24 protein-coding genes are annotated in these 23170 nt (G+C 50.8%); 20 read left to right on the forward strand and 4 right to left on the reverse strand.

Features of this window, described 5'->3' with window-relative positions; all coding sequences use genetic code 11:
- The first annotated feature begins 9 nt into the window (after nucleotides 1-9).
- The 8 genes from BBI15_RS01910 (at nucleotide 10) to BBI15_RS01945 (ending at nucleotide 7456) form a co-directional block, all read left to right on the forward strand.
- The gene (locus tag BBI15_RS01910; protein WP_068871747.1) at nucleotides 10-984 is read left to right on the forward strand and encodes a quinone oxidoreductase family protein; all 975 of its coding nucleotides are present in this window, start codon (nucleotides 10-12) and stop codon (nucleotides 982-984) included.
- The gene (locus BBI15_RS01915) at nucleotides 981-1955 is read left to right on the forward strand and encodes an MBL fold metallo-hydrolase (RefSeq protein WP_084632709.1); all 975 of its coding nucleotides are present in this window, start codon (nucleotides 981-983) and stop codon (nucleotides 1953-1955) included. Before BBI15_RS01910 ends, BBI15_RS01915 begins: the two co-directional genes overlap by 4 nt.
- 15 nt (nucleotides 1956-1970) lie before the next feature.
- Entirely contained in the window at nucleotides 1971-2897 is a 927-nt protein-coding gene (locus tag BBI15_RS01920; protein WP_068871749.1) for a ketopantoate reductase family protein, read from the forward strand.
- A 91-nt stretch (nucleotides 2898-2988) separates the two neighbouring features.
- Nucleotides 2989-4731 carry a carbon starvation CstA family protein gene (locus tag BBI15_RS01925; RefSeq protein WP_068871751.1) on the forward strand — a complete coding sequence of 581 codons (1743 nt, stop codon included), beginning with the start codon at nucleotides 2989-2991 and terminating at the stop codon, nucleotides 4729-4731.
- A gap of 124 nt (nucleotides 4732-4855) precedes the next feature.
- A complete protein-coding gene (locus tag BBI15_RS01930; protein ID WP_068871753.1) occupies nucleotides 4856-5119 on the forward strand; it encodes a cory-CC-star protein in 264 nt (87 codons plus the stop codon).
- Between the two features lie 24 nt (nucleotides 5120-5143).
- Nucleotides 5144-6085, forward strand: a complete 942-nt coding sequence (locus BBI15_RS01935) for an ArsA family ATPase (protein ID WP_068871755.1) — start codon at nucleotides 5144-5146, stop codon at nucleotides 6083-6085.
- Nucleotides 6082-7065 carry a zinc-binding dehydrogenase gene (locus BBI15_RS01940; RefSeq protein ID WP_068871756.1) on the forward strand — a complete coding sequence of 328 codons (984 nt, stop codon included), beginning with the start codon at nucleotides 6082-6084 and terminating at the stop codon, nucleotides 7063-7065. The genes BBI15_RS01935 and BBI15_RS01940 overlap by 4 nt, the downstream gene beginning before the upstream one ends.
- Nucleotides 7066-7135: 70 nt before the next feature.
- Entirely contained in the window at nucleotides 7136-7456 is a 321-nt protein-coding gene (locus tag BBI15_RS01945) for a magnetosome magnetite crystal formation protein family (protein ID WP_068871759.1), read from the forward strand.
- Nucleotides 7457-8474: 1018 nt separating this feature from the next.
- Here BBI15_RS01945 and BBI15_RS01955 read toward each other — a convergent pair.
- Complete coding sequence (locus BBI15_RS01955; RefSeq protein ID WP_068488680.1) at nucleotides 8475-8915, reverse strand: YtoQ family protein; 441 nt, start codon at nucleotides 8913-8915, stop codon at nucleotides 8475-8477.
- 66 nt (nucleotides 8916-8981) lie between these two features.
- On the reverse strand, nucleotides 8982-9203 hold the full coding sequence (locus BBI15_RS01960; RefSeq protein ID WP_068871764.1) for a transcriptional regulator: 222 nt from the start codon (nucleotides 9201-9203) through the stop codon (nucleotides 8982-8984).
- Between the two features lie 128 nt (nucleotides 9204-9331).
- On the opposite strand from BBI15_RS01960, the gene BBI15_RS01965 reads away from it, so the two are divergent.
- The 5 genes from BBI15_RS01965 to BBI15_RS01985 all read left to right on the forward strand — a co-directional run bounded on the left by BBI15_RS01965 (nucleotide 9332) and on the right by BBI15_RS01985 (nucleotide 16181).
- Entirely contained in the window at nucleotides 9332-10495 is a 1164-nt protein-coding gene (locus BBI15_RS01965; RefSeq protein ID WP_068871766.1) for an exonuclease SbcCD subunit D, read from the forward strand.
- Nucleotides 10492-13581, forward strand: a complete 3090-nt coding sequence (locus BBI15_RS01970) for an SbcC/MukB-like Walker B domain-containing protein (protein WP_068871768.1) — start codon at nucleotides 10492-10494, stop codon at nucleotides 13579-13581. The genes BBI15_RS01965 and BBI15_RS01970 overlap by 4 nt, the downstream gene beginning before the upstream one ends.
- Nucleotides 13582-13661: 80 nt before the next feature.
- Entirely contained in the window at nucleotides 13662-14339 is a 678-nt protein-coding gene (locus tag BBI15_RS01975) for a phospholipid phosphatase (protein WP_068871770.1), read from the forward strand.
- Nucleotides 14332-14547, forward strand: a complete 216-nt coding sequence (locus BBI15_RS01980; protein WP_068871771.1) for a hypothetical protein — start codon at nucleotides 14332-14334, stop codon at nucleotides 14545-14547. The genes BBI15_RS01975 and BBI15_RS01980 overlap by 8 nt, the downstream gene beginning before the upstream one ends.
- Before the next feature lie 365 nt (nucleotides 14548-14912).
- A complete protein-coding gene (locus tag BBI15_RS01985) occupies nucleotides 14913-16181 on the forward strand; it encodes an acetyl-CoA hydrolase/transferase family protein (protein ID WP_068871773.1) in 1269 nt (422 codons plus the stop codon).
- A gap of 61 nt (nucleotides 16182-16242) precedes the next feature.
- Here BBI15_RS01985 and BBI15_RS01990 read toward each other — a convergent pair whose 3' ends face one another.
- On the reverse strand, nucleotides 16243-17019 hold the full coding sequence (locus BBI15_RS01990; protein WP_068871775.1) for a 2-keto-4-pentenoate hydratase: 777 nt from the start codon (nucleotides 17017-17019) through the stop codon (nucleotides 16243-16245).
- Nucleotides 17020-17153: 134 nt separating this feature from the next.
- On the opposite strand from BBI15_RS01990, the gene BBI15_RS01995 reads away from it, so the two are divergent.
- Nucleotides 17154-17990: an STAS domain-containing protein gene (locus tag BBI15_RS01995; RefSeq protein ID WP_068871784.1), complete on the forward strand. Its 837-nt coding sequence runs from the start codon at nucleotides 17154-17156 to the stop codon at nucleotides 17988-17990.
- Nucleotides 17991-18026: 36 nt separating this feature from the next.
- Here BBI15_RS01995 and trhA read toward each other — a convergent pair whose 3' ends face one another.
- Nucleotides 18027-18674, reverse strand: a complete 648-nt coding sequence (gene trhA / locus BBI15_RS02000) for a PAQR family membrane homeostasis protein TrhA (RefSeq protein WP_068871786.1) — start codon at nucleotides 18672-18674, stop codon at nucleotides 18027-18029.
- Between the two features lie 129 nt (nucleotides 18675-18803).
- Here trhA and BBI15_RS02005 point away from each other — a divergent pair, with 129 nt between their 5' ends.
- From BBI15_RS02005 to BBI15_RS02030, 6 genes are all read left to right on the forward strand, one after another.
- Nucleotides 18804-19385, forward strand: coding sequence for a DUF1836 domain-containing protein (locus tag BBI15_RS02005; RefSeq protein ID WP_068871788.1), 582 nt, complete (start codon nucleotides 18804-18806; stop codon nucleotides 19383-19385).
- Nucleotides 19366-19800: a YaiI/YqxD family protein gene (locus BBI15_RS02010; protein WP_068871790.1), complete on the forward strand. Its 435-nt coding sequence runs from the start codon at nucleotides 19366-19368 to the stop codon at nucleotides 19798-19800. The genes BBI15_RS02005 and BBI15_RS02010 overlap by 20 nt, the downstream gene beginning before the upstream one ends.
- A 123-nt stretch (nucleotides 19801-19923) precedes the next feature.
- A complete protein-coding gene (locus BBI15_RS02015) occupies nucleotides 19924-20655 on the forward strand; it encodes a type 1 glutamine amidotransferase domain-containing protein (protein ID WP_068871792.1) in 732 nt (243 codons plus the stop codon).
- A 90-nt stretch (nucleotides 20656-20745) separates the two neighbouring features.
- On the forward strand, nucleotides 20746-21027 hold the full coding sequence (locus BBI15_RS02020; RefSeq protein WP_068871794.1) for a hypothetical protein: 282 nt from the start codon (nucleotides 20746-20748) through the stop codon (nucleotides 21025-21027).
- 96 nt (nucleotides 21028-21123) lie between these two features.
- Nucleotides 21124-22203, forward strand: coding sequence for an AI-2E family transporter (locus BBI15_RS02025; RefSeq protein ID WP_068871796.1), 1080 nt, complete (start codon nucleotides 21124-21126; stop codon nucleotides 22201-22203).
- A gap of 130 nt (nucleotides 22204-22333) precedes the next feature.
- Entirely contained in the window at nucleotides 22334-23116 is a 783-nt protein-coding gene (locus BBI15_RS02030; RefSeq protein ID WP_068871798.1) for a transporter substrate-binding domain-containing protein, read from the forward strand.
- The last annotated feature ends 54 nt before the right edge of the window (nucleotides 23117-23170 follow it).

Below are 23170 nucleotides of genomic sequence, written 5' to 3' on the forward strand. Positions count from 1 at the left end.
GGAAAAGACATGAAAGTGGTGAAGTTCAAACAATACGGTGGTCCGGAAGTGCTTCAATATATCGATTCGGAACAGCCGAAGCCGAAAGATCATGAAGTGCTCATTGAAGTGAAAGCGGCGGGCGTCAATTATGCGGATACGGCAAGGCGTGAAGGGAAATATGTCGTGCCGACCGAATTGCCTTATATCCCAGGTTCTGAAGTAGCGGGGGTGGTCGTTGAAACAGGATCGGGCGTCACGCGCTTTAAACCGGGCGACCGGGTCGTCGCTTTGATCGAATCATCGGGCTACGCTGAATATGCGGCGATCCCGGAACAGGTATTGACGCCGGTTCCGGAAGGGGTCAGTTTCGAAGAAGCGGTCGCATTACCGCTTCAAGGCTTGAGCGCTTACCATATCTTGAAAACCATGGGCCGTCTCGAGCCGGGAGAAACAGTGTTGATCCATGCTGCTGCAGGGGGCGTCGGGACGATCGCCGTACAACTCGCCAAACTTTTCGGTGCCGGAAAAATCATCGCCACGGCGAGTACGGAAGAAAAACTGTTTCATGCGGAGAAAATGGGCGCCACGCATTTGGTGAATTACAGCGAAGAAGGTTGGGTAGGGCGCATCAAAGAAATGACTGAAGGAAAAGGCGTGGATGTCGCACTTGAAATGGTTGGGGGCAGCGTCTTCAACGATACGCTGAAAACTTTGGCGCCATTCGGGCGATTGGTCATTTTCGGAGCAGCGAGCGGGGAACAGGCGACGTTTGCGCCCGGGCAATTGATGAAACGCAATCAATCGGTCGTCGGCTTTTTCCTTCCACAAATCATGCGCAAACCGGATTTGTTCCAAAGCAGCTTTCAGGAACTGCTCGAATATATGAATAGTGGAAAGTTGAAACTGACGATCGGCGGCACCTATCCGCTTGAACAAGCAGCTGATGTACATGAATTATTGCAAAGCAGAAAAACGATCGGCAAGCTGGTGCTGAAGCCATGAACGATGTCCAACAAGCCGAATCCCAGGAACTGCTCGCCAAACTTGGATTGAAGCTCGTGAGGCATCCGTTGCCGTTCAGGCTGAACCACGTCAATTGCTTCATGGCGGAAGGAGAAGAAGGCTGGACGATTATCGATGCCGGATTGAACAATGACGTATCAAGAGAGTTGTGGAAAAAAGAAATCGGCGATAAAAAGGTAGGGCAGATTTTCCTGACCCATTACCATCCCGACCATTTCGGCTATGCGGGGGGCTTGCAAGAAAAGACCAGTGCGCGTGTCTCCATGAGCAAAATCGATGCGGGCGCAGGGATGAAATCCTGGAATGAGGATTTCTTGGATGCGTTGCCCGGCTATTACAGAGCGGCGGGCATCCCGCAGGAAGCGGCGCAGGAAATGGCAGACAATACGAGAGCCTTTCAACCCCTTATTTCCCCGCTTCCGGATGTAAATCACTACTTCGAAGAAGGGGAGAAAATCCGCATCGGCCGCTTGGAATACGAAGTGCTGTTCGTGCCCGGGCATTCGGATGGCATGGTGTGTTTCTATCAACGCGAATATAATGTGCTATTGGCAGCTGACCATATCTTGCCGCGCATCACGCCGAATATTTCCTATTGGTTCCATGGCGACCCGAATCCGCTTCTGACGTATATGAGTTCTTTGGGGAAAATCCGCAAACTGGATGTGGAGTGGGTCATCCCATCGCATGGCCAGCCGTTCCAAGGCGCAAACAAACGAATCGATGAATTGCTTGCCCATCACGAAGAACGTTTGGAGGCGACGTGGCAGATGCTTGAACAGCCGCTAACGATTTTTGAAGTGCGCGAGCGCCTGTTCGACCGGCCGTTGACCGTCCACGAAATGCGTTTTGCGGTCGGGGAAACATTGGCCCATCTTGAATATTTGCGCGCTGAGGGCAGATGCGAACGGGTCATGGAAGCGGAGCGCTGGATCTATAAACAAAATTAAAAAGGATGTGTCACGATGAGAATGTTGATGGTAGGTGCAGGCGGCATCGGAGGATACTTCGGTGCGCGTTTGCTGGAAAAAGGCGAAGACGTAACATTTCTAGTCAGGGAAGGGCGCAAAAAAAAGGTTGAAGAAGAAGGCTTGCGCGTCAATAGCCGGCACGGAGATCTTCATCTCCAGCCGGCTCTTTTGACGAAAACGATGGAAGCCGAGCCGTTCGATATCGTTCTCCTATCGACAAAAGCTTACCAATTGGAGCAAGCCATCGAAGATATCCGCCCATTTGTCGGTGAACAGACGATGATTTTGCCGCTGCTGAATGGCATCGCGCACATCGAGCAGCTGGTATCGGCTTTTGGGGAGCGAGCGGTGATCGGCGGCTTATGCTTTATCGAGACAACCATCGGAGAAGACGGGTCGATCGTCCAGACGAGCCCGATCCATCAATTGGTTTACGGGGAGCGGGGCGGCGAGCGGACAGACCGCATCCAAAAATTGAAATCGCATTTTGAGGGGACAAAGGCGGAATTCGTTTTGAGTGAGGATATCGACCAGGATATGTGGCATAAATATATGTTCATCACAGCAATGTCCGGCATCACTTCACTCATGGAATCGCCCATCGGCCCCATCCGCAAGCTGCCATCCGGCCAATCCGCCATCCGATCGCTGCTCGATGAACTTGAAGCGGTGATGACGGAAATCGATGCGCCGATCAAAAAAGGGATCGCAGCGATCCAGCTCGATAAGGTGAACAGCATGGACGATAGTATGAAATCGTCCATGCAGCGCGACATGGAAAAAGGCCAGGGCATCGAAGCCGATCACCTGCAAGGCCATCTTATCGAAAAAGCGAAGCAAACGGATATCCCGGTCCCGGTGCTGGAAACCGTTTATACAAAACTGAAATTATATGAAGAAAGCCATAAGGCGAAAAAATAAAAAACAGAACATTTACAATATTAAATTACTCCTCTATGATTAAAAAAGGTATGCAGAAATTTCAAAAAAAGACAAAAGGGAGTTGGGGAATGTGAATGCAATCGCTTTAGCTGCTATTGGACTGTTTATATTCGTTCTCGGATACCGGTTTTATTCCAAGTTCGTAGCAGAAAAGATTTTCAGGCTTGACCCGAATTATGTAACACCGGCCCACCGTTATAAAGACGGCGTCGACTTTGTCCCGACCAATAAGTTCGTCCTGTGGGGACACCATTTTACATCCGTCGCAGGGGCAGCGCCGATTCTTGGGCCGGCCATCGCCGTTTATTGGGGTTGGCTGCCAGCGGTCCTTTGGGTCGTTTTGGGGACGGTCTTTGCAGCAGGCGTCCACGACTTCGGGACACTTGCGCTTTCGGTCCGCAATAAAGGGCAATCCGTCGGGACGCTCGCCCACCGTTTGATCGGCCAGCGAGGAAAGGTCCTGTTCCTATTCATCATCCTGATTCTCGTGCTCATGGTCAATGCGGTATTCGCCTGGGTCATCGCGAACCTGTTCATCTCGTATCCGGCAAGCGTCATCCCGGTTTTCATCCAGATTCCGCTTGCTGTTTGGATCGGGTATGCCGCGTATAAGAAGAACATGAAGATGCTTGTGCCATCCTTGGTCGCATTGGCCGTCATGTACGGTGTAGCGATCATTTCCAGCCAAGTGGAATTCCTGCAAATCGACCTTGTCCGCTATATGGGCGGGGAAGAAGGCGCCGGATTGTTCGGGCTTGGCGCGATTTCCAGCGCTTTCTTCATCTGGATCGTCGTATTGATGGTTTATGTCTATATCGCATCTACCCTGCCGGTCTGGAAACTTCTCCAGCCGCGTGATTTCATCAATTCCCACCAATTGGTGGTCGGCCTCGGGATCCTGTATCTTGGGCTATTGTTCACGAACCCTGAAATCACAGCTCCGGCAACCAATCCGGGAGCGGACGTTTCCTGGTTCCCATTGCTCTTTATCACCATTGCATGTGGCGCGATTTCCGGTTTCCACGGGCTCGTTTCGTCAGGTACTTCATCGAAGCAGCTGGACAAAGAAACCGATGCCCGGTTTGTCGGCTATCTAGGGGCAGTCGGTGAAGGTGTACTCGCGCTCATTTCAATCATCGCGGTCATTACGCTTTTCCCGAACCGGGAAGAGTTCAGCGCTTCCTACAGCAGCTTTGCGGCAGCAAGCGGCGGCGGCCTTGGGAACTTCATCGAAGGGGCGACAATCCTTGCTTCCGGATTGATGATTCCAGCTTCAGTCGCTTCGACAATCGTTTCCATCATCGTCGTTTCGTTCGCTGCAACGACACTCGATACCTCTGTCCGCCTGATGCGCTATATCATCTCTGAGCTTGGCGTCGAATACAAAGTGCCGCAGCTGGAGAAAAAGCACGTGGCGACTTCGATCGCGGTGCTTTCGAGTGCGGCGCTTGTCATCTTGCCGGAAGGGCCAAACGGATTCGGTTCCGGCGGTTACTTGCTATGGCCGTTGTTCGGTACATCCAACCAGCTGCTTGCCGGCATCAGCTTATTGTTGATTTCGATCTGGCTGCGCAAGCTCGGCAGAAATTACTTGATTACCATTATTCCGATGGTGTTCTTGATGTTCATGACATTATGGGCGATGTTCCAGCAAGTGTTCCTGCAATGGGCTTGGTATAATGAAGGATCGAATACCTTATTGTTCATCTTCGGCGCCATCATTTTCGTCTTCACCTTATGGATCATCTTGACTGCTGCACAAGCACTCATGAGCAAATCAAATCCTGGATTTTCGGATGAAGATTTGAAATAATAGCCGTAACGAATGGAACGGAAAGTGGAACTGCTACCAGAAAGCTGTTCATTATCATAGGAAGAAACGCCAAGGGATCATATTCATGTGATCCCTTGTGCTTTTTTCAGGAAGAGGTGCCGTTATGCCGATCAGCGACAAGCTGAAGAAACTAATCGACTGGTATGAGGCTGTCTTGGAACACCCGCACCGAACGGAAATCGCCCGGGAGCTCCAGAGTGAAGACGACTTGTTCCTGTTGATGCTGTATTCGGAAATGCTGGGCATCCCGAATCCGGTCTATTACTACACGCTCGAACTTTACCCGTACATGATCGAGGAATTTCATGACTGGCATTTGCGCATGGGCATGGAAAAATCGCCGCTGTCTGGAATCCGTTGCTGCTGATATTTAATGAAACGAGGGAATGTCATGGACGTATTATCGAAAAGCATCATTTTTGTCGGGGGCAAAGGCGGTGTCGGCAAATCGACATCCGCAGCAGCCATCGCCTGGCAATCCGCAAAAGCGGGATACCGGACGCTGCTTGTCTCCACAGATCCGGCGCATAATGTCGGGGATATCTTCAATGAACAAATCGGCGGCCGTACAAAGGAAATTGCGGATAATCTATACGCGCTTGAGATCGATCCCGAGATCGAGACGGAGAATTATATCAAAGGCGTCAAAAACAATATCCGCGGAACGGTCCATACGAGCATGATGGAAGAAGTGAACCGCCAGCTCGACACCGCCAAAGCTTCTCCTGGCGCGGATGAAGCCGCGCTTTTTGACAAACTGATCCACATCATCCTCGAGGAACGCCAGCATTTCGACAAGATCGTGTTCGATACGGCGCCGACCGGGCACACGATCCGGCTGCTGTCGCTTCCTGAATTGATGGGCGTGTGGATTGAAGGCTTGCTTGAGAAACGCCGCAAGACCAATGAGAACTATACGGCTTTATTGAATGATGGCGAACCGCGTGAAGACCCGATTTACGATGTCTTGCGCGAACGCCAGGAACGCTTCTCAAAAGCGCGCGATATTTTACTCGACGCTAAGCAAACCGGTTTCGTTTTCGTCTTGAACCCGGAGCGCCTGCCGATTCTGGAGACGAAAAAAGCATTGGAGTTATTGGATAAATACCATCTCCACGTGAAAACCCTGATCATCAATAAAGTGCTTCCCGAAACGGTGGAAGGCTCGTTTTTCCAGGAACGCAAAAAGCACGAGACGAAGTATATGGACCTCATCAAGGAAACATTCCCGAAGCAACAATTATTGTATATCCCGCTGTTTTCGCAGGACATCATCAGCAAGCAACAGCTAGAGGAATTCAGCCAACACTTTCAGGAGGGTGATGCAGTTTGAAAGCATTCGTGATGGAAGCAGGGCAATATAAATTGAAAGATATGCCGGAACCGACCGCAAAACCAGGAGAAGTGGTCGTGAAAATCCGCGACGCGGGCATCAACCGCCGCGATCTTGGCCTATTGAAGCGCTACGGCGACAATCCGGAAGCATTGATCATCGGGTCGGACGGGGCGGGCATTGTCGAATCGCTCGGGGAAGGCGTGACTGATTTTGAAGTGGGCGATGAAGTCATCATCAATCCAGGGCTGCGCTGGGAGCGAAACAGCGATGCACCGCCGGAAGGATTTGATATTCTCGGCATGCCGGACCATGGGACGTTCGCGGAGAAAATCGCCATTTCCGCACAGCAGCTTGAGAAAAAGCCGGGCCATCTATCATGGGAAGAAGCAGGCGGGCTGGCGCTTCCTGCATTGACGGGTTTCCGTGCCTTGTTCACGAAAGGGCAATTGAAAAAAGGCGATACTTTGTTCATCCCGGGCGCAGGCAGCGGCGTCGCGACCTTTTTGATCCAATTTGCGAAAAACGCCGGTGCGACGGTGATCGTTACATCCAGAAGTGAAGAAAAATTGGCCCAAGCGAAAGAAATCGGCGCGGATATCGCCATCCCGACCGATAGCGATTGGGTGAAGGAACTCGAAGGGCAGAAGATCGACCTTGTCATCGACAGCGTCGGAGGTGCCACATTCAACCGTTCACTTGAGGTGTTGAAAAAAGGCGGGCGCATTGTCATTTTCGGCGCGACCACTGCCGATAACGTCGATTTCAATTTGCGCAGCTTCTTTTACGGGCAGTATCAATTATTCGGCTCGACGATGGGCAGCCGCGAGGAATTACGCGACATGCTCCGGCATATCGAGGAGCACGGCACACACCCTGTCATCGACCGCGTCTTTAGCTTGGATGAAGCGCAGGAAGCATTCGATTATTTGGTGGAAGGCAAGCAATTCGGCAAAGTGGTTTTGCGCGCTTCCGAATAAAAAAATGAAACTTTTTTGATCGCCGGCCGTATATAAGGGTAAGAAAGCAATTTGACTGGAGGTCTTTTTAATGGAGAAAACTGGGTTAAAGATACTCGTCCACGCCAGTGCATTTTTTGCTCCGTTCCTTGTCCCGGTGATCGTCTTTTTCGTTGCCATGTTCGTTACGGACGACCATGAATTGAAGAAACTATCGATTCAAGCGTTATTGTTCCAATTGCTCATGGGCGCATTGATCTTTGTATCGAGCATGCTGACGGTCGTCTTGATCGGATTCCCGCTCCTGGTGGTGTTCGGCGCCATCGGCATTATCGTGCCGATCATCGCGATCATCAAAGCCTTGAACAACGAGCCTTACGATTATCCGGTCGTCGGTTCGTGGTACCAATAATGGAATGAAATCAGCTTTGCAAAACCCGCCGAGAATATTTTTCGGCGGGTTTTTGTATGGAATCAAGTATGTGAAGTACAAGAGAGGGAAGTAGTAATTTTTATATGGGGGATTGCGCTCCAATCGAACACTCCATATAGCTCGGACTACGTGGAGAGTATAGTATAGGAAAGTGAGTAGAAAAGCTTCCGCTTTTCGACTGCGTTACAGGGGGCTGCTTGGGGCCTGCAGGATGCAGGTCATGCAGCTGATGCGACAGGACGTCGCGTTTTCAGCTGCCCGGGGATGGGGCGGGTGCCCGGCCAATGTGCCAAATCTCTCTGTGTTCGAGCATCTCTTGATACGCGTTGCTCAATTCTCACTGCGTTCGAACATCGCAGTAGAACCGTTGCTCCCACATCTGCTCAACCCTCACTATGTTCGGGCATCGCAAAAAAATATTTGCTACGCAGATGCGTCGCAAATGAATGGTCTCGGCTTCCCCTCGCCATCCATTCACCCCTTCCACTCCGTCTCTAGCTTTAAAGGGAAAAATCATTTCTTCAGCTCCTTTAAAATGAAATGTAGAAACTCAGCTTATTATATAGCTTGCTTCAGGCAGGTCGAAGAATGAAGTATCACATGTCTCCATCCACTAAAAATACTAACAAATTTGATCTGTTCAAACAGCGGCTTGTCAGACGCACCATTTCAGGAAGCGATTCCCCCGCTAGCCGGCAACTGAATACAGAAGCAGATCTGACTAAATATTCTTCACATAAAGGAATCTCCAAGCTGCCGAGCGTCAAGGATGAGCCGACGCAATAAGACAGGCGCTCTTCCTGGCTTATTGCCAAAGGCCAACCCAAAGCCGGGCGGCGAATACCAATATGGAGCTCCATTCAATATTTAGCAACCTTGTTACAAGAAAACTTTCGCTATCAAGTCCAGCTAAGCGCGACCGCCAAGCGACTTTGATTTTCCATCATTCAAATTCACCAATAAAAAAGTGCAACGGCCTGAGCCGCTGCACTTTCTGTTATTCAAAAATATAAGACAAAGCTTTGATCGCCTGGTCGCAGGTTTCGACGGTGGCGTTCGCTTTTTGGGAAAGTTCTTTCAGCGGATGGTGCAATTTTTCAGGACGGATGACAATGAGCGGCTTGTGGCTTGCCAGAGCAGCGCTCGCGTCCATCGCGGTGTTCCACTGCTTGTATTGCTCGCCGAACAAGGCGATGACAAGGTCCGATTTCTCCATCAACACGCTCGTGCGCAAATTATTGAAGCTCGATGCCGCAGCGTCCTTGAAGATGGCGCTCGGCTGTTCGCCAAGGATTTCTTCACCGATATTGTCGGAGCGGTCGTGGTCTTCCATCGGGCCGACGAAATCGACCGGCAAATTCAGCGCCAAGGATTTCTTCTTGATTTCTTCGCGCCAGGAGCTATGGATTTCGCCTGCCAGGTAAACGGTTAGTCTCATCATTCTCATCCTCCATTTTCCATTTCCTCTTAGTGTAGCATAAAGAAGGAGGAACGGGGGAAGGATTCAGACGATTTGGCGTTCTCTCGTTTGGACGGGCATGCATGAAAGCACATGGCTGATTTTGAAATGGCGCTTCTCGCGGCGCAAAAAACAATAAGCCTGGAACGAATCCCCACTGACTTTCAGGATTTTAACCCGGCGCTTGCTAATGGTGCCGTCATTCGCGATGTACATCATGTCGATCAATTGCCGGTATTTGAATGCTTTCAGAAGTTGCGCTTTCATGGTAACCCTCCCCAGATAAGAACGTTTGTTCTCATTATATACCGGCCGGGGGAATGAAACAAGTGAAATGAATCGTGTATAATGGAACGAACGTATATTCTTTTATATAGAAGAAAGGGGAGCTTTTTATGAAATTCATCCATACCGCTGACTGGCATCTCGGGAAATTGGTGCAAGGCGTACATATGACAGAAGACCAGCGATTTGTGCTCGATCAATTGATCGAAGCGATCGAACAGGAGCGTCCCGATGCACTGGTGATTGCGGGCGATTTATATGACCGCGCGGTGCCGCCGACAGAAGCGGTGCGTTTGCTGGATGACACGCTCGCGAAAATCGTGCTGGATCTACAAGTGCCGGTGATCGCTGTGGCAGGCAACCATGACAGTCCTGGCCGCTTGGATTTCGGGAGCCGAGCGTTGAAAAGCAACGGCCTCCATATCGCGGGGCCGATCCGTCCTGAATTCGAACCTGTCGTTTTGAGCGACGAAGCGGGTGAAGTGCATTTCCATCTGGTTCCGTATACCGATCCGTCGATGGTGCGCCACGTCTTTGAAGATCCGGACATCAAAACCCATGATGATGCGATGAAAGCGATCACCGAACGTATTTCCGGGGAAATGAAAGCGGAGGCACGCCATGTATTCGTCGGGCACGCATTCGTGACGCCGCGAGGGGAACAGGAAGACAACACGAGCGATTCCGAACGGCCGCTTGCGATCGGCGGTGCGGAACACGTCAGCGCGCAGCATTTCCAGCCGTTCCATTACACAGCGCTCGGCCATTTGCATAAAGCGCATTATGTATTGGATGAGACGATCCGTTATTCGGGATCGCCTTTGAAATATTCGATATCGGAAGAGCATCATCGAAAAGGCTTCCATATCGTCGACTTGGCAGCGGACGGTTCAGTCTCGGTAGAAAAGCGTTTGTTCGAAGCGGAGCGCGATATGCGTTCGGTCGAAGGGACCATCGCAGAAATCATGGGCCATGAGAGAAGCGAGGATTATGTTTTCGTCACTTTGCTCGATGAGACGCCTGTTTTGTCCCCGATGGAAAAAGTGCGTTCGGTCTATCCGAATGCGATGCATGTGCAGCGCAAGACTTTCGCCAAAGAAGCCGGGGAATCAACTCTCGGCTCACGCCGGAAAATGGACCCGGTGCAATTGTTCCACGCTTTTTATGAAGAAGTAAAAGGCGATGTGCCGTCTGCAGAGACGGCCGAATTGTTCGGCGAAGTGCTGCAGGAATTCCTGCAGGCGGATTCTGAACGGGAAGAGGTGAAATCATGAAACCAGTCAAATTGAAATTGACGGCATTCGGCCCGTACCGCGACAGCGAGGAAATCGATTTTGAAGACTTGGAAGGCAACCGCCTGTTTGTCATCTCGGGCAGCACCGGTTCCGGCAAGACGAGTATTTTCGACGGCATTTGTTTTGCGCTTTACGGCTCGGCAAGCGGTTCGGACCGCAGCGAACCGAAAAACCTGCGCAGCGACTTCGCCAAGGACACGGTCCACACTTCGGCTGAATTGACCTTTGAAGTGCATGGCAAGACGTACCGCATCCTGCGGCAGATGAGCCATGTGAAAAAAGGCAATAAAAGCGCGACGGGTGAACGCTATGAATTTTTCGAGCTGACCGATAAGGGGGAAAAGCCGTGCGTCGAGCGGCAAATCGTCTCGGAACTCAATCGCCGCATCGAAGAAATCTTGGGGCTCACTTTCTCCCAATTCAACCAGATCGTCATGCTGCCGCAAGGGGAATTCCGCAAGCTGTTGACGTCCGAAACCGATAATAAGGAAACGATTTTGCGGAAGATTTTCCGCACCGAACCGTACCGCTTGGTTGCTGAGCGGCTCAAACAGAAAAAAGACGAGGCGCAGGACCGTTTCAAAGCACAGCAGATGCTTTATAAAGAACAAGTGCAGGCGATTGCGGGTTCTTTGCCGCAGCGTGAATCAGCTCTTTTTGAAGTGTTCGCGCAAGGTGATTTCCAGCGCAACCAATTACTTAAAGGGCTTGAAGGGGAAATCCGCCATTACGAATCGGAAAGCATCGGCCTGCAGGAGCGCTATCAAAGATCCTATGATTTCCACAATAAAAAAATGGCTGAGTTCCATGAAGCGAAAGGCTGGAACGAGCGCTTCGATGAATTGGAAGCGAAACAACGCCGTTTGCAGGAACTTGAACAACAACTTCCTTCCGTCAAAGAATGGGAGCAGCAAGTCACAGCAGCCGATCAAGCGGGAATGATCACCGGCTTGGAAGAGCAGGTGCTGGAACTTGTGGCTAATGAACGCCAAAAACGCGAAGAATTGCTTCGTAGCGAGACGGCTGAACAGAAAGCCCAGGAAATGAAGCGGCAGGCGCAGCAAGTGAAGGACGAAGAAGAAAGCCGCCATGGACAGCGTCAAGCCGCACAGCAAGCGCTGATTCGTTTGCAAGATATGGAAGCAGGCGTAAAGGAACTGGAACAACAGCGTACAGCTGTCCAGCAATTGGAGAAAGCAGCTATTCACGCCAGAACGTCATTACAAAGGACGGATGAACAAACATCAAGCGCCGAGCAACAGCTGGCACAAACAAAATCATTGATTCAACAGCTGGAAGAAAGACTGGAGCATTTCGACGATAAGCGGGACCGCCAGAACCGGTTGGCGGAACAACAACGCGCCTTGGCGGAATATCTGCGCTTGGAGCAAAAGCTTGAAGGTTTGGCCGAACAATCAGCGGAAGACAAGGCGGAGTTTGATCAAGCGCAAAAAGCCTATCAATCGATGGAGCATGATTGGTTTGCCAACCAGGCCGCGCTACTCGCATCGAATCTGCACGACGGGGAAGCATGTCCCGTTTGCGGGAGCCTCGACCATCCAGCAAAACAGCCAGGCAGTGCTTCAGCAGTAAACCAGCAAGCGATGGAACAGGCCAAGCAAGTATTGGCACAAAGCGAGCAAAAATCCCGTAAAACGGAAGCGGAAGAAGCGGCGGTCCGTGAACAGGCCGCAGTGAAACGCCGGGAACTGGACGTAATGTCGATAGTTGCGGAACAAGCTGGAGCGCAATTGGAGACGATACAGGCTGAGCAGCATTCGTTAACTGGAGAGCTCGAACAATTGCAATCCGATAAGGAGCAGCTGCGAAAGCGCAAGTTGGCATTCGCAGAGATGGAAGACCAGTTATCAAACTTAAAGAACCAACAGGCGGAAGCCCAGCACAGTGCACAAGAAAAACGTTCCGCCTATGAATCGGCACAAGCAGTATTGGAAAGCAAGCTGACATCGATTCCGCAAGCGCTCCGTGATCTTGGATCGCTTCGAACAGAGACCGCAAAAGCGCAGGAAACGAAAGACCGCTTAGAAGAGGCTTGGCAACGAGCGCAGGACGCCATGCAAAAAACCGAGCGCCAACTGTCGGAGGCGGCGGTGTCGCTTCGTCATAGCAAGCAGTCCGTGGAAGAAGTGCAAGAAAAGCTCGGCCATGCCGAAAGCCGTTTCGAGGAAGCGCTCGTGAAATCCGCTTTCGCCTCGAAAGAAGCTTATCATGAGGCCAAACTGGAAGCATCCCGCTACGAAGAATTGAAAATGCAAATTGAGCGGTACAAGCAAGACCGCCACACGACAGAGCGGCAAACGGTGGAACTGGAAAGTGCACTTGATGGCCGTGACCGTGTTGACGTGTCGGATGCGGAACAAGCGCTTGCCGAATTGAAAGCCGATTATGAACAGGCGCTTTCTGAATTGAACACAGCCAAGGAATACCGGAAAAAAGCCCAGGCATTCTTTGACGAAGTTTCCGAAGCCTCTGCAAAAGAAGCGGAGGCAGAAGCGGAATTAGCGCGCATCGTCGACCTTTACGATACGATCCGCGGCCAGAATGATGTAAAGCTGTCCTTCGAAAGGTATTTGCAGATCGAGTATTTGGAGCAGATCTTAGAAGCGGCCAATGAACGTCTGAAACATTTGTCGAATGGGCAATTCCAGTTGATGAGAAGCGACCGTCAGGAAGCGCGCGGCAAGCAAAGCGGCCTTGGCCTTGATGTGTATGACGCCTATACGGGCCAGACACGCGACGTCAAAACGATGTCCGGCGGGGAGAAGTTCAATGCTTCCTTGTGCCTCGCGCTCGGCATGGCCGATGTCATCCAGAGCTTTGAAGGCAATGTATCGATCGAAACGATGTTCATCGATGAAGGGTTCGGGTCATTGGATGAAGAATCGCTGAACAAGGCGATCGAGACGTTGGTCGATTTGCAGCGGTCGGGACGGATGATCGGCGTCATTTCCCACGTGCAGGAATTGAAAGCGGCGATTCCGGCGATTTTGGAAGTGGAAAAGATGAAAGAAGGCATCAGCAAAACGAGCTTCCACATTAAATAAGCTGTTTCTCCGTAAAACGTTTAAAACCCGGACGGAAGGTGAATTTACTAACTAACAGGTAAATTCCGGAAGGTGATTGAATGGACTTGATTTTGTTCCTGCTGCTCACGGCAGCTTATATCGGGCTGCTCGTATGGGCGGCAGCCAGCCAAAAAGAATGGACCTTGATGGCATTTGCCTATTTCGTAGTGCTCGGGCTCGTTTACGATAACGGGATCATCGCGCTTGGGAAATTTATCGGCGAAGGTGCGCTATTGGAGAACCTTAACGCGCTGCGTTTCTGGATACATGCCTTCTTTACGCCGGCCTTGGCATTGTATTCACTCGGTGCTGTGCGGCAGGCGGGCGTGAAATGGGCTAATAAATCGTGGGCTTTATATGCCGCGTGGGCTTTCTTCGTCCTTCTCGTCATTATTGAGATTTGGCAAGTGACCTGGGGCACGGAGCTTGAGCCTGTCAGGGAATATGGCGTTCTGAAATACACGTCGGCTGAAGAAGCTTCAGGCCCGCCGTGGATGATCGTGCTGGTATCGGCGGCGCTGCTGGCGGCAGGCGCCATTGTCTGGAAGAAGGCGAGCTGGGCATGGATGTTTGTCGGTGCAGTGATTATGGGCATTGGCAGCAGCGTGACGATTCCGGTTGACAGCGCTGCCGTGACGAATATTTTCGAGCTCATCCTGCTGACTTCCCTCGTATGGACGAAAATTCATTTGGAGAAAAAGCAAACCGAAAAGAAAAGGGGCCGTAACGATGAATAAATTCAGTTATAAATCCAGATTGCTGTATTTCGGCTTGCTTGGTTTTTTCAGTCTCGGATTTTTTCTTCTGCAGCTATACTCTGTCATGAACAGCGACTCGGGAATCGGTTCATACGTGTTGCTCGTTCTGTGGGCGCTGATGATAGCGTTTGGCGTTGGCGGCTTATTTTTCACAATGAAAACAAACAAAGAAAGACGCGGAAAATAATCTGCGTCTTTTTTGTTTTCCCAGACTCCAGCGCCCAGCCCTTCGGGTCATAAGTCAACCCGGCTGCGCGGCCAAGTACGCTTCGCCAGTCTGTCTTATGCCTGTCAGGGCTAAGCGGGCGCTTGCGCTTTTCATTGTTGTCCAGACTTCAGCGCCCAGCCCCTCGAGTCGCTTCGGTCATGCCGGCAATGGCGAAGAGCGCCATTGCGGACATGCCCTCCAGCGCTTGTCGGGACTAGACGGGCGCTTGGGCTTTTCATTGTTGCCAGAAAAGAGTGAATTTCGCGGAAAGTTTGCAAATATGGGGCGCGCCCTGATGTGTGATAAAATATTTACCGGTAATAAAGGGAGCGGGAGTGAAGAGTATGACGAAGAGATTGAATTCTGAAGAAGTAGTGAATTTGATTGAAGCCGGCGCGGATATCATCGTGCCGATCGCCAATGGTGAACCGATCAAATTATTGGATATATTGGAAGAACGGGCGGATCAATTGCAGGGTGTGAAAATCCATCAGATGCTTGCTTTGCGTGAACGCAGCTATATCAAAGGCGAGTTGGAACAGCTGAAGCATGTTTCTTATTTTCTGAGCGGCGCGACCCGTAAAGTGTACCAGCAAGCGAAAATGGACCTGGTGCCGAATAATTTCCACGAGATGCCGCGCCTATTGCAAAAAGCGACGAAGATGTCGATGATCATGACAGTCGCTTCGCCGATGGACGAACACGGTTATTTCACCTTCGGCACGCAAGCCGATTATGTCGCTGAATTCGTCGGAAAAGTGCCGTTTATTCTGGAAGTGAATGAACATATGCCGCGCACTTTCGGCCGCAACCAGATCCACATCAGCCAAATTGCAGGGTATGTGGAGCACCACGCACCGCTTGCAGAAGAGAAGGTCAGTGAAATCAGCGAGATTGACATGCAGATCGCCTCGTCGATCATCGGCGATATTGAAGATGGCGATACGCTTCAGATCGGCATCGGTTCGGTGCCGAATGCGGTCATCAGCATGCTGAAAGACCATCGCCACTTGGGAATCCATACAGAAATGCTGCCGGATGGGGTAGCGGATTTGGTCAATTCCGGCGCCATTGACGGCACGCGGAAATTTACGAACCCCGGAAAGATCGTCGCGACGTTCGCTTACGGTTCGAAAAATCTGTATGATTTCATCGACGGCAACCCAGCAGTAGAGATGCTTCCGGTAAGCGTCGTCAACGATCCGCGGGAAATCGCCAAAGAGAAGAATATCGTCTCGATCAATGCCACGACAGAAGTCGATTTGTACGGCCAGTGCGCTTCTGAAACGGTCGGCGGTAAATACTATTCCTCCAGCGGCGGGCAAGTCGATTTTGCGAGGGGCGTACGTTTCGCTGAGAATGGCAAAGGCTATATCTGCATGCCGTCCACTGCAAAAAGCGGGAGCTTATCACGCATCAAGCTGAATCTGGCACCGCAATCGGTCGTGACGACAGGCAAAAACGATGTCGACAACATCGTCACGGAGTACGGCATCGCGCGCTTGCACGGCGTCTCCCTTGCGGAGCGGGCGAAGCGCCTCATCAATGTCGCCCACCCGAAATTCCGCGAAGAGCTGATGTTCGATGCGAAAAAGAACGGCTTCTTGCTGTAAATGAATGTGTTGTTTTAGGTGAACATCAAAATCCCCGGCTGCAAAAGCAGCCGGGGATTTTTTAGCGGACAGTCAGTTCGACACTGCCGATTCCTTCGTATTTCGCTTCGTAACGCCCTTTTTCAAGCGGCTTCGGCAAGATGAACGTTCCGGATGACACGGTCAGGCCGCGCTTTAGTTTCAAGCCATGCGCTTCAAGTTCTGTAGCCAGCCATTTGATGGCGTTCACTGGATGCCCCAACACTTCAGACGAGCTTCCGGAAGCAACCGGTTCGCCGTCGAGGAATAATTCGCCGCGGACTTGGTCGAGTTGATCGTAGGAGCGGCTTTTTGCCGGTTTGCCGACCACGATGCGGCCAGCGACAGCGCTGTCTGCGATGACTTGCCCGAGTGTGATGTTCGGGAACCACTCGGTGAACCTTGAGTCTGGAACTTCGATGCCCGGGGCCACCAAGGTTTTTTCAAGGATCGCCGTTGTTGAATCATCGGCATTGATATCTTCCTGGATGAGGAACATCAATTCGATTTCGATCAACGGCGACAGCATGCTTGAGAGCTCAATGGCATCACCGGAAATAGCGGGAGCGGTCAATGCCCCATATAGCGGTTTGCCGGAGTTGAACAATTGCTGCGTTTCAGGGCTCGTCAAACTGATTTTATAACCCGCCAGTGGCTCCCCCTGCTGTTCTTTCCTTGCCAGTACTGCCTGCTGTATCTCATAACCCAGGCGGGGATTTAGCGATTCGGGAACCTGTTCTTTCCCGACAGCTTGCCGGTTATCATACGCCCTGTACAGGCGTTCTGCGTATTCCTGTTTTTCTGATTCAAATGATGCCATTATTCAGTCTCCTTTCCTTGCACCCATCTTATCATTTAAGGGTGGCCTTGGCACGTGGAGGATGGAAATTTGCTTTTCGATTGTCTTATCTTATAAGATGGGAGGGACAAGTTAGAAAAGGAGCGGCATACATTATGGGAGAAATTAGCAGAGAGCTACATGATTTCATTTTGAACAATAAAGACTCCATGGTTGACGAATGGCTCGCCACGCGCAGCACCCATTCGAATACCGTATACTCCGCAACTGCATCCGAAGAGACCATAGAGAAGCTGAGAAAGGAATCGATTGGCTTTATCGAGGCCGTGACTGCGATTTTTATCCACGACAAAGAAGAATCGCTTGCTTACGTGGAAGACTGGTCTTCGACAATCGCCAAGGAACGTGCCCAGCAATCCGTCCCGCTTTACGAAGTGATGGAGCATCTCGGGCAATTGCGCAGAATATACTGGAATTGCGTCCGCAAGTTTTTCGAGGAATTTGAAAAAGCGAACAGCCGGGATGCGCTGCGCTGGAGCGAAATGTTGAATGATGTGTTCGACTTCATTATCGAGAGCTTCGCTCGCCACCATCACGAGGCACACCAGCGTTTGCTGGCAAGCCAACAGGAAGTGATCGACGAATTGAGCAGCCCGGTCATCCCGATCCGTAAAGGTGTAGGGATTTTGCCTTTGGTCGGCGGAATCGATACATACCGCGCCAAAGTGATTTTGGAGACAGGCCTTGAAGAAAGCGCCAAACAGCAATTGACGACGCTTTACATCGACCTGTCGGCGGTGCCGATTGTCGATACGATGGTTGCCCATCAATTGTTCCAGTTGATGGATTCGTTGAGAATCATCGGCGTGGAATCCGTCCTCTCAGGCATACGCCCTGAAATTGCACAGACCGCGGTCACGCTCGGCATCGATTTCAAGAATATCAAAGTCTATGCCAACTTGATGCAGGCGCTCGATGCACTTGAACATTAAGAAAGAGCCGTTCTCTTTGGGAGCGGCTCTTTTGCGTTACAGCACGTATAAATAGACGGCCAGGAAATGGCTTGTGCTTCCGAGCAGGATGAAAATATGGAAAATCTCGTGAAATCCCAAATAGCGCGAAGAGAGGAAGTCAGGCTTGAGCCAATAGATGACGCCGCCGATCGTGTACAGAAGGCCGCCGGCAACGAGCAGCCATAATCCGGCAGTGGACAGGCTGGAGGCGAGCGGGCCCACTGCGAAGATGATGATCCAGCCCATCAGGATATAGATGGCGGTCGACAGCCAGCGCGGGGAATGGAACCAAATCATCTTGAAAAGGATGCCGCTGATGCCAAGAGCAGCCACTACGGCGAAAATGGACCAGCCGAGCGTACCTTCAAGCGCGATTAAGCAAAACGGCGCATAGGAACCGGCAATCAGCAAGAAAATCATGGAATGGTCCAGTTTACGGAAAAAGGCGATGACCCCCGGGCGCGCTTTTACGGAATGGTAAACCGTCGAAGCCGTGTACAGCAGGATCAAGCTGATGCCAAAAATGACCACCGCAGTGATGTGTGTGGCGGGAGCTTGGGAATAGGCAGCTTTGATGGCCATGGCCAGTAACGCGATGAAAGACAGGACAGCTCCGGTTAAATGCGATAAAGCGTTGAAAGGCTCTCGGATAAATGCGGTCATGGATCTGTACCTCCTGATACGTAGTTATCGAAACTACTTATAATGATATATATATTGATTTCACCGGTCAAGTTTGTCTGCTTTTCCATCATAGGGTAAAATGGAGAAACAGAAGTTGAGGTGAAGCGAATGGAAAGCATCGATCGGCTTATTGGCCAATTGGCTCTCGACAGCCAAATCCGCCCAAGCGATATCCCGAAAATCGATCTATACGTGGACCAAGTCATTCAATTATTCGATACGGCCTTCCACGATACAAAAAGGTATCCGGACGATAAAATTTTGACGAAAACGATGATCAATAATTATGCCAAAGGAAAACTATTCTATCCGGTGCAGCATAAAAAATACACGCCTGACCATATTATGCTCATCAGCTTGATTTACCAGATGAAAAGCACGTTATCCATCAACGACGTAAAAAAAGTGCTGGAGAAAGTGAACGAACAAGCACAGGCGCGGGATTTGGATCTATCCGAATTCTATGAAGCCTACCTGGGGCTCCAGCAGGACAATCACGCCGCGTTCAAAGAAGAGCTCGAACGGCAGGCGAAAGCCGTGGCACATGCGCAAAACGAAGAAAGCGGGGAACTTTCGAAAGTGCTGTTCATCGCATCGCTTGTCCACAAAAGCAATCTGTACAGAAGGGCCGCTGAAAAACTGGCGGATGAATTGGTGAGGGAGGAAGCCGATGGCAAAAATTCTTATTGATGCAGACGGTTGCCCGGTGGTTGATTTGACGATTGCGCTGGCCGAGCGGTTCAATTGGCCGGTGTTGCTCATTTGCGATACGTCCCATGAAATGTACCGTGAAGGGGCGGAGACGCTGACGGTATCGAAGGGAGCCGACGCAGTCGATTTTGTATTAGTGAACCGTGTGCAACCGGGAGATGTCGTCGTCACACAGGACTATGGGCTCGCAGCGATGGTGCTCGCGAAACGGGGCATCCCGATCGACCAGAACGGGCGGGTCTATAATGAGGAAAATATCGGGCAATTGCTCCACGGCCGCCACGTCGCCAAGAAAATCCGCCAAAGCGGCGGGCGCATGAAAGGGCCGAAAAAGCGTCAGCAAGCCGATAACGATAAGTTTCGCGACAGCCTGGCGCATATATTGGGAACTTGAAAGACCTGCAGTCAAGCAGGTCTTTTTTCTTTGGGCCAGGCACGTCATGCCCATCGCTGTGGCGAATAATTTTCAGGCGATAGGGAATATAAACGGATATGAATGGATAGGGAGGAATATGCCATGAAGAAAATAGCGGTTATCGTGACGAATCATAAAAAATTAGGGCATCGTGGCAAAAAGACTGGCTTATGGTTGCGGGAATTGACGGATTTCTATCACGAAGTAAAGGATGACTTCGAAATCGATATCATCAGCCCAAAAGCAGCAAAAGTGCCGATCGACCCGAGGAGCCTTCCGGCAGCAGTGATCAATGGCCGGACCCGCCATTATTACTTGGACAAAAAAATCCAGCGGCAATTGGACCGGCCGTTGACACCAGGCGAAGTGAAAGCTGATGAATATGCCGGCATTTACTTTACCGGCGGGCACGGAACCATGTGGGATTTTCCGGACAATCAGGAATTGCAGCGGATGACTGCAAATATCTACGAAAAAGGCGGCATCGTGGCAGCCGTCTGCCACGGGCCAAGCGGATTATTGAATGTCCGCCTGTCCGACGGGAGCCCTTTGTTATCGGGGCATTTGGCTACAGGGTTTTCGGACCTGGAAGAAAAATTGCTCGGCCTCTATAAAGATATCCCTTTTTCCTTGCAGCATGAAATGAAAGAACGGGGAGCACTTGTCCAAATCGCCCAGTTGCCGCTCGAAACTTGTGTCATTGAGTCGGGACGCCTGATCACCGGGCAAAATCCCGCCTCTGCTTCAGGTGTCGGGGAAAAGATGCGCGAGCAATTGAAAGACATGGACCGCTATGCGTACCAGGCGAGATTAAATGGGCCAAAAGAATCGTGAGTGAAAAAATCGCCTGTTTGCTTAAAATCCAGCATTCAGGGTATACAGAAAAGAAGTGACAGAAAGACGCATTATTTTGGAGGGATTCTGATGAAGAAATCAACGGTGAATACAGTAGTGGGCAGCGCGCTTGCAGCAGCTGCGGGAATTTTCGTCTACAAAGCATATCAAGAGAAAAATACAGTCCGCGTCCAAGAAGACATCGACATGCACAACAGCAAGGAAATCGATGAGCGCGAAAGTGTCTACGCCATCGAAGATTCAAGTGAACAGGGACTCTCGCAATTAGATTCCGCTTACCGGGAGGAATGGCAAGCGAACGCTTTCCCGCAAACCCAGAAGGAATTGCGCGAACTCGAAGAAGACAAATAAATCCCACGAGCGGGCGAAGGCAGAAAAACATCTGCCTTCGCTTTTTCTTCGTGTATCATTTGAATAGAGCGAAAAACTTGAAAGGAGTGTCCGCAAATGTGGATCCGGAAGCCATTTTTTGAATACACGGCAGGCGTATTATTGCTCGCCCTAACCTTATACGTACTCAGCAAGTTGGACTATATTTGGGAACCGATCCGTGTCATCATCGCCACGCTTTTTGCGCCGATTGTCATCGCAGGGATTTTATACTACCTGCTCCGGCCGTTGGTCCGGCTGCTCGCCCGCCGCATGCCGAAAATCGCCGGCATCGGGATTGTCTTTACGGTGATCGTCCTCGTATTTGCGAGCCTCGCCTATTTCTTCGGGCCGACCTTGATGGAGCAAGGGAAAAGCCTAGTGGATTTGGCCCCTGAGAAAATGGAGGAAATGAGTTCGGAATCGAATAACCTCTTGAAGGGATTTGAATTCGGCGGCATTTCCGGACAGGAGATCAGCGACCGCATCTACGGCTATGCCGAGAGCCTCTCGAGCAATTTGTTCGAAAATGTCATCGATATCCTGGGGATGCTGGTGAATGCGGCAATCGTCTTGATTGTCGTGCCGTTCATCTTGTTCTTCCTGTTGAAAGATGACGATAAATTCATCCCGTATTCGGTCAAGCGCCTCCCGGAAGACCATAAGCCGGAGGGGAAGAAGTTATTGAAGGATTTGGACGAAACTTTATCGACCTTTGTGGTCGGCCAGGCGATTGTTGCAGGGGTGATCGGGGTCTTGATGTATATCGGCTATTTGATCATCGGGCTGGAGTACGCATTGACGCTTGCGGTTTTTGCGATGTTCCTCGTGGTTGTGCCGTTTCTCGGGCCGATTATCGGGATCATCCCGGCAATTTTCGTCGCGCTTTTCAACGACGGCTTGTTCATGGCGGTTAAAGTCGTCCTTGTGTTATTGGTGGTCCAGCAGCTTGAAGGCAACCTCGTCACGCCGAACGTCATGGGCAACCGGCTCCATGTCCATCCCTTGACGATCATCTTGCTGTTGATGGTGGCGGGTTCTTTGTATGGCTTTATCGGAATTTTGATCGCCATCCCGACTTATGCAGTCTTGAAGACGCTTGCCCATAATTTCCGTTTGTTTTACAGGCTCCACAAAAAACGCGCCGTCAGCCATTAAGAGTAGTCATTTAGGCGCAAGCCTGCATCCTCTATCCTAGTTAATTTCATTCTAAAGGTTCTGAATTTGCAAATATTGTGATATATTAGTCAGTAGAATGACCATTACCGAATAGAGGGGGATGTATTAAATGAAGAAATGGACATTATTGGCATTATTGCTAGCAGTTCTTACAGTGCTTGCTGCATGTGGCGATTCGGAAGAAGAGTCGGGCGGCGGTGAATCCGGCGGAGGCGAGGGGGATGTCTACCGCGTCGGTATCGACACCACGTACCCACCATTTGAATTTGAAAAAGACGGCGAATACACGGGGATCGATATCGACTTGATCAATGCCATTGCAGAAAACCAAGGCTTTGAAATCGAGTTCAACCCGATGGACTTCGGGGGCATCATCCCAGCGCTTCAAGCGGGGCAATTGGACGTTGCGATTGCGGGGATGAGTATCACGGATGAGCGAAAAGAAATCGTGGATTTCTCGGATCCTTATTTCGATGCGGGCCTTTCCTTGGTTGTAGCGGAAGACAATAGCGACATCACATCACTTGAAGATTTGGAAGGCAAGACAGTTGCCGTGAAGAGCGGTACGACTGGCGCTCAATTCGCGCGCGACAACGAAGCTGAATACGGCTATGAAATTTCCCAGTTCGAAGACAGCCCATCGATGTTCCAGGAAGTATCGAACGGCAATGCCGATGTACTTCTTGAAGATTATCCTGTTATCGCTTACGCTATCGCAGAAAGTGACCTCGCCTTGAAAACTGTCGGCGATCGCTTGACTGGTGACCAATACGGCATCGCTGTATTGAAAGGCGAGAATGCGGAATTGCTTGAACAAATCAATGCAGGGCTGCAGGAATTGCGCGACAGCGGCGAATATGACGAAATCTTAAACAAATACATCGGAGAATAAGATCATGTAGCGCGCATTCGCGCGCTGCATTTTTTTATGCAAGGGGGAACGAAA

The sequence above is a fragment of the Planococcus plakortidis genome, assembly GCF_001687605.2.
GTDB lineage: Bacteria > Bacillota > Bacilli > Bacillales_A > Planococcaceae > Planococcus > Planococcus plakortidis.

What these genes read in the sequence shown, in the direction of transcription:
- BBI15_RS01910 (WP_068871747.1), top strand. Translation starts at nt 10, where the DNA reads ATGAAAGTGGTGAAGTTCAAACAATACGGTGGTCCGGAAGTGCTTCAA.
- BBI15_RS01915 (WP_084632709.1), top strand. Translation starts at nt 981, where the DNA reads ATGAACGATGTCCAACAAGCCGAATCCCAGGAACTGCTCGCCAAACTT.
- BBI15_RS01920 (WP_068871749.1), top strand. Translation starts at nt 1,971, where the DNA reads ATGAGAATGTTGATGGTAGGTGCAGGCGGCATCGGAGGATACTTCGGT.
- BBI15_RS01930 (WP_068871753.1), top strand. Translation starts at nt 4,856, where the DNA reads ATGCCGATCAGCGACAAGCTGAAGAAACTAATCGACTGGTATGAGGCT.
- BBI15_RS01935 (WP_068871755.1), top strand. Translation starts at nt 5,144, where the DNA reads ATGGACGTATTATCGAAAAGCATCATTTTTGTCGGGGGCAAAGGCGGT.
- BBI15_RS01945 (WP_068871759.1), top strand. Translation starts at nt 7,136, where the DNA reads ATGGAGAAAACTGGGTTAAAGATACTCGTCCACGCCAGTGCATTTTTT.
- BBI15_RS01955 (WP_068488680.1), bottom strand. Translation starts at nt 8,915, where the DNA reads ATGAGACTAACCGTTTACCTGGCAGGCGAAATCCATAGCTCCTGGCGC.
- BBI15_RS01960 (WP_068871764.1), bottom strand. Translation starts at nt 9,203, where the DNA reads ATGAAAGCGCAACTTCTGAAAGCATTCAAATACCGGCAATTGATCGAC.
- BBI15_RS01965 (WP_068871766.1), top strand. Translation starts at nt 9,332, where the DNA reads ATGAAATTCATCCATACCGCTGACTGGCATCTCGGGAAATTGGTGCAA.
- BBI15_RS01970 (WP_068871768.1), top strand. Translation starts at nt 10,492, where the DNA reads ATGAAACCAGTCAAATTGAAATTGACGGCATTCGGCCCGTACCGCGAC.
- BBI15_RS01975 (WP_068871770.1), top strand. Translation starts at nt 13,662, where the DNA reads ATGGACTTGATTTTGTTCCTGCTGCTCACGGCAGCTTATATCGGGCTG.
- BBI15_RS01980 (WP_068871771.1), top strand. Translation starts at nt 14,332, where the DNA reads ATGAATAAATTCAGTTATAAATCCAGATTGCTGTATTTCGGCTTGCTT.
- BBI15_RS01985 (WP_068871773.1), top strand. Translation starts at nt 14,913, where the DNA reads ATGACGAAGAGATTGAATTCTGAAGAAGTAGTGAATTTGATTGAAGCC.
- BBI15_RS01990 (WP_068871775.1), bottom strand. Translation starts at nt 17,019, where the DNA reads ATGGCATCATTTGAATCAGAAAAACAGGAATACGCAGAACGCCTGTAC.
- BBI15_RS01995 (WP_068871784.1), top strand. Translation starts at nt 17,154, where the DNA reads ATGGGAGAAATTAGCAGAGAGCTACATGATTTCATTTTGAACAATAAA.
- trhA (WP_068871786.1), bottom strand. Translation starts at nt 18,674, where the DNA reads ATGACCGCATTTATCCGAGAGCCTTTCAACGCTTTATCGCATTTAACC.
- BBI15_RS02005 (WP_068871788.1), top strand. Translation starts at nt 18,804, where the DNA reads ATGGAAAGCATCGATCGGCTTATTGGCCAATTGGCTCTCGACAGCCAA.
- BBI15_RS02010 (WP_068871790.1), top strand. Translation starts at nt 19,366, where the DNA reads ATGGCAAAAATTCTTATTGATGCAGACGGTTGCCCGGTGGTTGATTTG.
- BBI15_RS02015 (WP_068871792.1), top strand. Translation starts at nt 19,924, where the DNA reads ATGAAGAAAATAGCGGTTATCGTGACGAATCATAAAAAATTAGGGCAT.
- BBI15_RS02020 (WP_068871794.1), top strand. Translation starts at nt 20,746, where the DNA reads ATGAAGAAATCAACGGTGAATACAGTAGTGGGCAGCGCGCTTGCAGCA.
- BBI15_RS02025 (WP_068871796.1), top strand. Translation starts at nt 21,124, where the DNA reads ATGTGGATCCGGAAGCCATTTTTTGAATACACGGCAGGCGTATTATTG.
- BBI15_RS02030 (WP_068871798.1), top strand. Translation starts at nt 22,334, where the DNA reads ATGAAGAAATGGACATTATTGGCATTATTGCTAGCAGTTCTTACAGTG.